The organism is Streptomyces sp. SID14436, assembly GCF_010548465.1.
Lineage (GTDB): Bacteria > Actinomycetota > Actinomycetes > Streptomycetales > Streptomycetaceae > Streptomyces.
In genome coordinates this window covers 26,054-35,221 of record NZ_JAAGMD010000870.1, presented here as the reverse complement: position 1 = coordinate 35,221, position 9,168 = coordinate 26,054, and the positions used below count along the sequence as shown (strand labels likewise).

Sequence of the window (9,168 nt, the reverse complement as noted above, 5' to 3'; positions counted from 1 at the left end):
CGGCCGACAGTCCGCCCGGCGCCCCGACCGACGGCACGACCGCCACGCCCGGTCGCCGCCACCGGCAGCCATCCGCCCCGCCCCCGCGCACAAGGCCCCCCGCCGACGGTATGCGCCTGCTAAATGGGGTATGTGCCACTTATCTGACGAAGTCGGGTGAGATTGGACGCGATTGCCGGGAAGTGAGCCGTGTGATCGACATCGAGGGCGACTGTGCCGCGTGGACCTTCCCCGCCGAGCCGGGCGCCGTCCGTGGCGCCCGCGCCGCCGTCCGGACCCAACTCCACGGCTGGGGCCTCGACGGCGTCGGCGATCTCACCGCGCTGCTGGTCAGCGAACTCGTGACCAACGCCCTGCGCCACGCCACCGGCCCCATCGGGGTCCGCCTGGTGCGCCCGCGCGGACTGACCGGTGTGCTGCTGGTGGAGGTGTCCGACACCCTCCCCGACCTCCCGCACGAGTGCGTCCCCCGCCCCGAGGACGAGCACGGACGAGGCCTTCAGCTCGTCGCCTCCACCTCCCGCCGCTGGGGCACCCGGCCCGGCGGCGACGACGTCGGCAAGACCGTCTGGTTCGAACTCGCGGTGCCGCGCTGACCGCCCCGTGACGCCGTGTCGCACGGCGGCGCGAAGGAGCGCGAAAGAGGGTACGCGGGGGGTGCGGCGGCTCGCTCGGAGGGTGTACGCGCCCCCTTCTGCTGTCGAACGGCCGGTTCGTGTCCGCGACCGGTGCCGGAGAGGGGGGTTCGACGACGTGTCCGCTGGTTAGAAGACTGGGAGTGTTCTCATGGCCCGGACCGAAAAGCAGTGGGACCGAGCTGTGATCGTGAACACCGTGTTGTGCGGCGCCGTAGTGCTGGATACTGCGGGCAGCCGCCCCCGGTGACCGGTGCCGGACGCGGTGAGCTGGAGGGGACGGTTCGCGTGAGCGAGATACCAGCGAAGGCCACGGGGTCCGAGGACCCGTCGGGCGGCGCGATGACGGAGGCCGCGGACGGCCTCTCCTCAGGCGATGCCCCGTCCGCCGACACGATGTGGCAGAGCAGCCCGCCCGGCTCCATGTACGACTACATCAAGGTCGCCTCGTTCTCCATCGGCCCCGACGGCCTCGTCGATCAGTGGAGCCTGCGCGCCGAGCAACTCCTGGGCGTCCCGGCCGAACAGGCCGTGGGCATGGACCCGATCGCCGCGTTCGTCGACCCGGCCCGGCGCGAGCAGGGCCAGCGCAAGATGGCGGAGATCCTCGACGGCCGCGAGTGGACCGGGGTCGTCCCCGTCCGGCTGCCGCACACGGCGGAGGACGGCGCCCGCGAGGGCGAGCACGGCCGGGAGGGCCTCGCCGAGGTCTACGTCATGCCGACCCGCACCGAGGACGGCGAGAAGGCCGCCGTCTGCATCGTGGTCGACGTCCGCACCCTGCGCAGCATCGAGACCGACCTGGCCGCCTCGCAGGCCATATTCGGCCAATCTCCGTTCGGCTTCGTGCTGATCGACCCCGACCTGCGGGTGCGCCGCGCCAACCAGCGGTTCGCCTCCCTCTTCGGCGGCACCCCCGACGACCACCGCGGCAAGGGCGTCCACGACTACCTGCCGCGCGGTGAGGCGGAGCGCGTCGAGGCGACCCTGCGCCGGGTGCTCCAGACCGGCGAGTCCATCACCGACATGCACGTGACCGGCTACCTCCCCGGCGCCGAGGACCGCCGGCACTGGTCCGTCAACCTCTACCGCGTGCACAGCGGCAGCGGACGCCCCATCGGCATCGCCTGGCTCGGCATCGACATCACCGCCCGCCGCGCCGCCGCCCGCGAGGCCGCCGCCGCACGGCGCAATCTCGCCATGCTGAACGAGGCCGGTGCCCGGATCGGGAACTCCCTGGACCTGGAGACCACCGCGCGCGAACTCCTCGACGTCGTCGTCCCCGGCTTCTGCGACCTGGCGACCGTCGACCTCTACCAGGGGCTGCTGTCCGGCGACGAGACCCCGCAGGGCCTGGCCGACGGCAGCGCCGAGGTGCGCCGGGTGGCGTTCGCCAGCGCCGTCTCCGAGGCCCCCCTCGGCACCATCGGCGAGACGGTGAAGCTGGGCGCCGTCCACCACTACCCCTTCAACTCGCCCTGCGCGGACGCCCTGCGCACCGCCCGCCCCCAGTCGGTGCCCGGCGAGGAGGGCGGCCTCGTGCAGTCCACCCTCGCCGTGCCGATGGTCGCCCAGGACACGGTCGTGGGGCTGGCCCGGTTCGCCCGCACCAAGGGCAGCGAGCCGTTCGGCGACCGCGACCGCGACCTCGCCGTGGAACTCGCCGCCCGCGCCGCCGTCTGCATCGACAACGCCCGCCTGTACCGCCGCGAGCACGAACGCGCGCTGATACTCCAGCGCTCCCTGCTCCCGCCCGGCGACCCGGAGGCCTCCGGCCTCGACATCGCCTGCCGGTACCTGCCCGGCAACGCGGCCACCGGCCGGCCCAGCGAGGTCGGCGGCGACTGGTTCGACGTCATCGAACTTCCCGGGCACCGCACCGCCCTGGTCGTCGGCGACGTCATGGGCCGCGGCCTGCGCGCGGCCGTCGCCATGGGCGAACTGCGCACCGCCGTCCGCACCCTCGCCCAGCTCGACCTGGAACCGGCCGAGGTGCTCGCGCAGTTGGACGAGATCGCCCGGGGCCTCGGCGCCCCCGGCGGCATCCACCAGGCCACCCGGGCGGCCCGCCGCCCCCGGGAGGCCGACCTCTCCGAGGTGTACCTGGCGACCTGCGTCTACGCCGTCTACGACTCCGTCACCAGACGCTGCACCTTCGCCAACGCCGGCCACCTGCCGCCCGTCTTGGTCGAACCGGGCGAACCCGCGCTGATGCTGGACGTGCCGCCCGGCATGCCCCTCGGCGTGGGCGGCGAGCCGTTCGAGGAGGTCGAGGTCGAACTGCCCGAAGGCGCCCTGCTCGCGCTCTACACGGATGGACTGGTCGAAAGCCGCGATCACCCCCTCGACGAGGGCCTCCAGGCCTTCGTCGGCGCCCTCACCGACCCGGCACAGCCGTCGCCCGGCCACCCCTCCGCGACGCCGGCGACGTCCGCGGGCGGCACCCGTCCGAATCTCGAGGACGTCTGCGACCACGTGCTCAACACCCTCGACACCCACCACGGCGAGGACGACATCGCCCTGCTGATGGCCCGCGTCCAGGGGCTGCCCGCCGGGTCCGTCGGCGACTGGACCCTGCCGCGCGAGCCCCGCAGCGTCGGCCGGGCCCGCGAGCACGCCCGCGCCAAGCTGCTCGGCTGGGACCTCGAACCCCTCGTCGACACCACGGAGCTCCTGGTCAGTGAACTGGTCACCAACGCGCTGCGGTACGGCGAGGGAGAGATCCGGCTCCGCCTGCTCCTCGACCGGACCCTGGTCTGCGAGGTCTGGGACTCCGGCCTGGTCCAGCCCCGTCGCCGCCGCGCCCGGGACACCGACGAGGGCGGCCGGGGCCTGCAGCTCGTCGGCCTGCTCAGCGCCGCCTGGGGCTCCCGCCGGACGCCCCGCGGCAAGACCGTCTGGTTCGAACTGCCGCTCCCCGGCGGCGACACCACCCTCACCGACCCGGCGGAGGCCCTGCTGAGCCTGTTCTGAGCCGCCGCCAAGAGCCGCCGCCAAGAGCCGCCGCCAAGAGCCACCGCCCCGGCCGCCCGCAACCGGGGCGCCCCCGGTGATCGTCCTCCCCGGAACACATCAGCCACGCGGGCCCGCCGGCCCGCCGGGGAGGGGATCCGGGCATGGAACCGACCGACCACCCGCTGGAGGCCGGACCGGACACCGGGAGCCGGCCGGACCGGCCCGAGCCCGGTCCGGCCGGGACGGGCACCACCCCCGGCCCTGACGGACCGGAGCCGGACGGGGTGCGCGACGAGCCCGCCGTCCGCCGCAGACCCTGGGTGCGCCGGGCCCGGCGCACCGCCCTCGTCGTGGTGCTCGCGCTGCTGCTGCCCGTGCTCGCCGTCCAGACCGCCCTGTGGATCAACTACACGGGCGACCCCGCCGACGGGACCCGCAGCCGCGGCCGCGACGCCCTCTGGCTCGGCCACGCCTGGGTCGACGGGCGGAAGAAGGACGCCGACGTCACCGCCCTCGCCCGCCGCCTGGAGGGCACCGGGATCCGCGACCTGTACGTGCACTCCGGCCCGCTGGAGCACGACGGCACTCTGCCGAAGTCGGCCTACCCGCGCGCCCGTTGGTTCATCGATGCCGTCCACCGCGAGATGCCGGACGTCCGGGTGCAGGCCTTCCTCGGGGACGTCCTCGCCAACGGGGGACCCGACGGGCTGCACCTGGACCGCGCCGCCACCCGCGCCGAGGTCGTCCGCAGCGCCGGTCAGGTCCTGGACGCGGGCTACGAGGGCGTCCACCTCGACCTGGAGCCCCTGCACTCCGACGACCGTGACTACCTCACCCTCCTGGACGACCTGCGCGACGTCACCCGCGCCCACGGGGCCACGCTGTCCGTGGCCGCCCACCAGATCGACCCGCTCCCCGCCCTGCACACCGTCGCCGGTGTCTTCGCCGACCACCCCAAGTGGTGGTCACAGACGTTCTTCGGCCAGGTCGCCCGGCGCGTCGACCAGATCGCCGTGATGTCGTACGACACGGCGCAGCCGCTGCAGAGCAGCTACGGCGGCTACGTGGCCCTGCAGACCTCCCTCGCCCTGGAGGTCACCCCGCCGACCACCCATCTGCTGATGGGTCTGCCCTTCTACCACGAGAGCAACTTCAGCCACTGGGGTCATGCGGAGACCGTCGCCGCCGCCGTGCGCGGCGCCCGCCTCGGCCTCTCCCGGACGGACCCCCGCCGCGACCGCTTCGGTCTCGCCCCGTACATCGACTTCGCGGCGACGGAGAAGAACTGGGAGGAGTACCGGGAGGGCTGGCTCACGTCCTGACGGCCCGGCTACCGCCGCCGGATCTTCGAGCCCAGCCACACCAGCGGGTCGTACTTGCGGTCGGCCGCCCGCTCCTTCATCGGGATCAGCGCGTTGTCGGTGATCCGGATGCCCTCGGGACAGACCTCCGTGCAGCACTTGGTGATGTTGCAGTAGCCGAGGCCGTGTTCGTCCTGGGCCGTGCGCTTGCGGTCCAGGCCGGACTCCTCGGCCTCGTCCAGCGGATGCATGTCCAGCTCGGCGACCCGCATCAGGAACCGCGGCCCGGCGAACGCCTGTTTGTTCTCCTCGTGGTCGCGGACCACGTGGCAGACGTCCTGGCACAGGAAGCACTCGATGCACTTGCGGAACTCCTGCGACCGGTCCACGTCCTCCTGCATCATCCGGTACTCGCCCGGCCCGAGACCGTCCGGCGGCACGAACGCGGGAACCTGCCGGGCCTTGGTGTAGTTGAAGCCGACGTCCGTCACCAGGTCCCGGATCACCGGGAACGCCCGCAGCGGCGTCACGGTGATGGTCTCCTCGCGGCTGAACACCGACATGCGGGTCATGCACAGCAGCCGGGGTCGGCCGTTGATCTCCGCAGAGCACGAACCGCACTTGCCGGCTTTGCAGTTCCAGCGCACGGCGAGATCGGGGGCCTGGGTGGCCTGGAGGCGGTGGATGATGTCGAGGACGACCTCCCCGTCGTTCACCTCGACCGCGAAGTCCTCCAGGCCGCCGCCGTCCACGTCCCCGCGCCACACCTTGAAGCGGGCCTCGTAGCTGCTCACTCGTACAGCTCCTCTTCGGCGAGGTACTTGACCAGCTCCTCCTTCTCGAAGAGGGCGAGCAGGTCCGGGCGGATGGGTTCGGTGGTCTCACGCGACAGGGTGATCTGGCCGCGCACGGGGTCGGTCGCGGCGAGACCCCCCGTGGGGTCGGTCAGCCGGCACAGCAGGTTGACGTTGCGCCAGGCGCGGTCCATCCCGGCGTGGTCCTCGCGGGTGTGGCCGCCGCGCGACTCGGTGCGCTCCAGCGCGGCCCGCGCCACGCACTCGCTGACCAGCAGCATGTTCCTGAGGTCCAGCGCGAGGTGCCAGCCCGGGTTGAACTGCCGGTGCCCCTCGACCCCGGCCCGGCGGGCGCGCACCCGCAGCTGCGCCAGCTTCTCCAGGGCCTGGCGCATCTCGTGGTCCCGGCGGATGATGCCGACCAGGTCGTTCATGGTCTGCTGGAGTTCCTGGTGCAGGGTGTAGGGGTTCTCCGGCGGGCCGTCGCCGGGTTCCTCGCTCTCGGCGGAGAACGGCCGCAGCGCCTCCGCGGCGGCCGTGGCGATCTGCGGGTCGTCCACCCGCGGCCGGCGCCCGCCGCCCTCCCCGGCCGCGTACGCGGCGGCGTGCAGGCCCGCCCGGCGGCCGAAGACCAGCAGGTCGGACAGCGAGTTCCCGCCCAGCCGGTTGGAGCCGTGCATGCCGCCGGCCACCTCACCGGCCGCGAACAGTCCCGGCACCCCGCGCGCCGCCGCCGTGTCGGAGTCGACGGCGATGCCGCCCATCACGTAGTGGCAGGTAGGGCCGACCTCCATCGGCTCCGCCGTGATGTCGACGTCCGCCAGCTCCTTGAACTGGTGGTACATCGACGGCAGCCGCCGCTTGATCACCTCGGCCGGCATCCGGGTGGACACGTCCAGGAACACCCCGCCGTGGGGGGAGCCCCGGCCGGCCTTGACCTCCGCGTTGATGGCGCGGGCCACCTCGTCGCGGGGGAGCAGCTCCGGCGGGCGCCGGTTGTGGTCCGGGTCCTCGTACCAGCGGTCGCCCTCCTCCTCGGACTCCGCGTACTTGTCCTTGAAGACGTCCGGCACGTAGTCGAACATGAACCGCTTGCCCTCGGAGTTGCGCAGCACCCCGCCGTCGCCGCGCACCGACTCGGTGACGAGGATGCCCTTCACCGACGGCGGCCAGACCATGCCGGTGGGGTGGAACTGCACGAACTCCATGTTCAGCAGGGGCGCCCCGGCCAGCAGGGCCAGGGCGTGCCCGTCGCCGGTGTACTCCCAGGAGTTCGACGTGACCTTGAACGACTTGCCGATGCCGCCGGTGGCGATCACCACCGCGGGGGCCTGCAGCACGAAGAAGCGGCCGGTCTCCCGCTCGTAGGCGAACACCCCCGAGACGTGGTCGTCCTCCTTGAGCACCCGGGTGACGGTGCACTCCTGGAAGACCTTCAGCCGGGACTCGTAGTCCCCGGTCTCCCGGAAGTCCTCCTGCTGGAGGGCCACGATCTTCTGCTGGAGGGTGCGGATCAGCTCCAGGCCGGTGCGGTCGCCGACGTGTGCGAGACGCGGGTACTCGTGGCCGCCGAAGTTGCGCTGCGAGATCCGCCCGTCCCCGGTCCGGTCGAACAGCGCGCCCCACGTCTCCAGCTCCCACACCCGCTGCGGTGCCTCCTGGGCGTGCAGCTCGGCCATCCGCCACTGGTTGAGGAACTTCCCGCCGCGCATCGTGTCGCGGAAGTGCACCTGCCAGGTGTCGCCGGAGTTGACGTTGCCCATGGCCGCGGCGATGCCGCCCTCGGCCATCACGGTGTGCGCCTTGCCGAACAGCGACTTGCAGATCACGGCCGTACGGGCGCCCCGCTCGCGCGCCTCGATGGCGGCGCGCAGGCCGGCGCCGCCCGCCCCGACCACGACGACGTCCCACTCCTGCCGGTCGACCACGGTCATTCCTCAACGCCCCAGTCATCGAAAGCCATCAGAAACACGGACACCGTCAGAAGAAGCGCGGATCGTCGAAGACGCCGGTGGCGACGAGGTACACGTAGAGGTCGGCGAGCGCCACGCTCAGCAGGGAGGCCCAGGCCAGCTGCATGTGGCGGGCGTTCAGGCGCCCCACCCACTGCCACATCCGGTAGCGCACCGGATGCCTGGAGAAGTGCTTCAGCTTCCCGCCGACGATGTGCCGGCAGGAGTGGCAGGAGATCGTGTACAGCCAGATCAGCACGATGTTGGCCAGGAAGACGAGCGTGCCGAGCCCCATGTGGCCCCACGCGTAGTTCTCGTCCCGGAAGGCCAGCACGGTGTCGTAGGTCAGGACGAGCGCGACCAGCAGGGCCGCGTAGAAGAAGTACCGGTGGACGTTCTGCAGGATCAGCGGGAAGCGGGTCTCACCGGTGTACGTCCGGTGCGGTTCGGCCACCGCGCAGGCCGGCGGGGACGCCCAGAACCCCCGGTAGTAGGCCTTGCGGTAGTAGTAGCAGGTCAGGCGGAAGCCCAGCGGGAAGATCAGGATGATGATCGCAGGGGAGATGCCCCACCAGCTGCCGAACAGCTCCCAGTTCGGTCCGGCCCGCATCGGCACGCAGTTCTCCGCCAGGCACGGCGAGTAGAACGGCGAGACGTACGGCGCCGCGTAGTAGTCGGTGTTCGCGAAGGCCCGCCAGGTCGAATAGACGACGAACGCCAGCAGACCGGCCGCGGTGGCGGCCGGGGCCAGCCACCAGCGGTCGGTCCGCAGGTGCGGGGCCGCGATCGCGGCGCGCGTACCCGTTCGTACGCCGCCGCGGCGGGGATGGGGTTCGGTGGCGGGAGGTTCCGTACCAGTGGCCACGTGTCCGCTCCGGTAGGGGTCGACGAGTCGCGGCGGTCGGGGGACAGGACTGCGGTGGTCGGGTCGGGGACGGGGGCCGGCGGGCCGCGGGGCCCGCCGGTGCCCGGGTCAGGGGGCGCGCCGGTCGCGGGCGCCGAGTCCCTCGTCGTCGGTGTCGATCCACAGCGAGGGGTCGTACGGCGTGTCGGAGATGGTCACGAGGTCGGGCCGCGGCGGCGCGCCGGGCGGACCGGCCGCCGTCTCCCGCAGCAGCGCCACGCTCTCGCGCAGGTGATCGGTGTCGGTGCGGACGCGGCGCATCTCCAGGCCACCGCTGCCCAACTGCTTCTCCAGGCGCCCCACCGACCTCATCAGGTCGTCGAGGCAGCGCTGGACGGACGTCAGCTCGTCGTGCACGGACATGACTTGCCCTCACTTCCGCGGGTCCTTCAGGCCCAAGGCGGCAACGTTCATGCGCCTGAGAGTGTCGCGCGTCACACCTTGTGCTGTGAAGGGATGTGCATCGATTGGCCGAGGCGCACGGGCGCACCGGCCGGTGCGTTGCGCCGCACGGGTGGGCTTACCAGCCGTGGTCGCCGTGTCGCCCTCGGTTGCCGAACCCTTTCCTCTTCAGTGGCCGCATACATCAGATGAGCACCAAATACCGCCAAAAGTGATCGTAACGCC

The 9,168-nt window shown here is 72.3% G+C and carries 7 protein-coding genes; 3 read left to right on the top strand and 4 right to left on the bottom strand.

The features are described from left to right. Positions 1–182: 182 nt before the first annotated feature. The 3 genes from G3I53_RS31900 to G3I53_RS31890 all read left to right on the top strand — a co-directional run bounded on the left by G3I53_RS31900 (position 183) and on the right by G3I53_RS31890 (position 4,912). Positions 183–596 carry an ATP-binding protein gene (locus G3I53_RS31900; RefSeq protein ID WP_343239793.1) on the top strand — a complete coding sequence of 138 codons (414 nt, stop codon included), beginning with the start codon at positions 183–185 and terminating at the stop codon, positions 594–596. Positions 597–923: 327 nt separating this feature from the next. Then, positions 924–3,608: a SpoIIE family protein phosphatase gene (locus G3I53_RS31895; RefSeq protein ID WP_164335824.1), complete on the top strand. Its 2,685-nt coding sequence runs from the start codon at positions 924–926 to the stop codon at positions 3,606–3,608. Between the two features lie 143 nt (positions 3,609–3,751). Continuing rightward, positions 3,752–4,912, top strand: a complete 1,161-nt coding sequence (locus G3I53_RS31890) for a hypothetical protein (protein WP_239064211.1) — start codon at positions 3,752–3,754, stop codon at positions 4,910–4,912. Between the two features lie 8 nt (positions 4,913–4,920). On the opposite strand, the gene G3I53_RS31885 is transcribed toward G3I53_RS31890, so the two are convergent. From G3I53_RS31885 to G3I53_RS31870, 4 genes are all read right to left on the bottom strand, one after another. After that, positions 4,921–5,685: a succinate dehydrogenase/fumarate reductase iron-sulfur subunit gene (locus tag G3I53_RS31885; RefSeq protein ID WP_164335826.1), complete on the bottom strand. Its 765-nt coding sequence runs from the start codon at positions 5,683–5,685 to the stop codon at positions 4,921–4,923. Beyond that, entirely contained in the window at positions 5,682–7,619 is a 1,938-nt protein-coding gene (locus G3I53_RS31880) for a fumarate reductase/succinate dehydrogenase flavoprotein subunit (RefSeq protein WP_164439023.1), read from the bottom strand. Before G3I53_RS31880 ends, G3I53_RS31885 begins: the two co-directional genes overlap by 4 nt. Positions 7,620–7,665: 46 nt before the next feature. Beyond that, entirely contained in the window at positions 7,666–8,502 is an 837-nt protein-coding gene (locus tag G3I53_RS31875; protein ID WP_164333037.1) for a hypothetical protein, read from the bottom strand. A 108-nt stretch (positions 8,503–8,610) separates the two neighbouring features. Next, a complete protein-coding gene (locus G3I53_RS31870; RefSeq protein WP_164333036.1) occupies positions 8,611–8,904 on the bottom strand; it encodes a hypothetical protein in 294 nt (97 codons plus the stop codon). Positions 8,905–9,168 lie beyond the last annotated feature (264 nt).

Coding starts and splice junctions, on each gene's coding strand:
- G3I53_RS31890 (WP_239064211.1), top strand. CDS start 3,752: ATGGAACCGACCGACCACCCGCTGGAGGCCGGACCGGACACCGGGAGC.
- G3I53_RS31880 (WP_164439023.1), bottom strand. CDS start 7,619: ATGACCGTGGTCGACCGGCAGGAGTGGGACGTCGTCGTGGTCGGGGCG.
- G3I53_RS31870 (WP_164333036.1), bottom strand. CDS start 8,904: ATGTCCGTGCACGACGAGCTGACGTCCGTCCAGCGCTGCCTCGACGAC.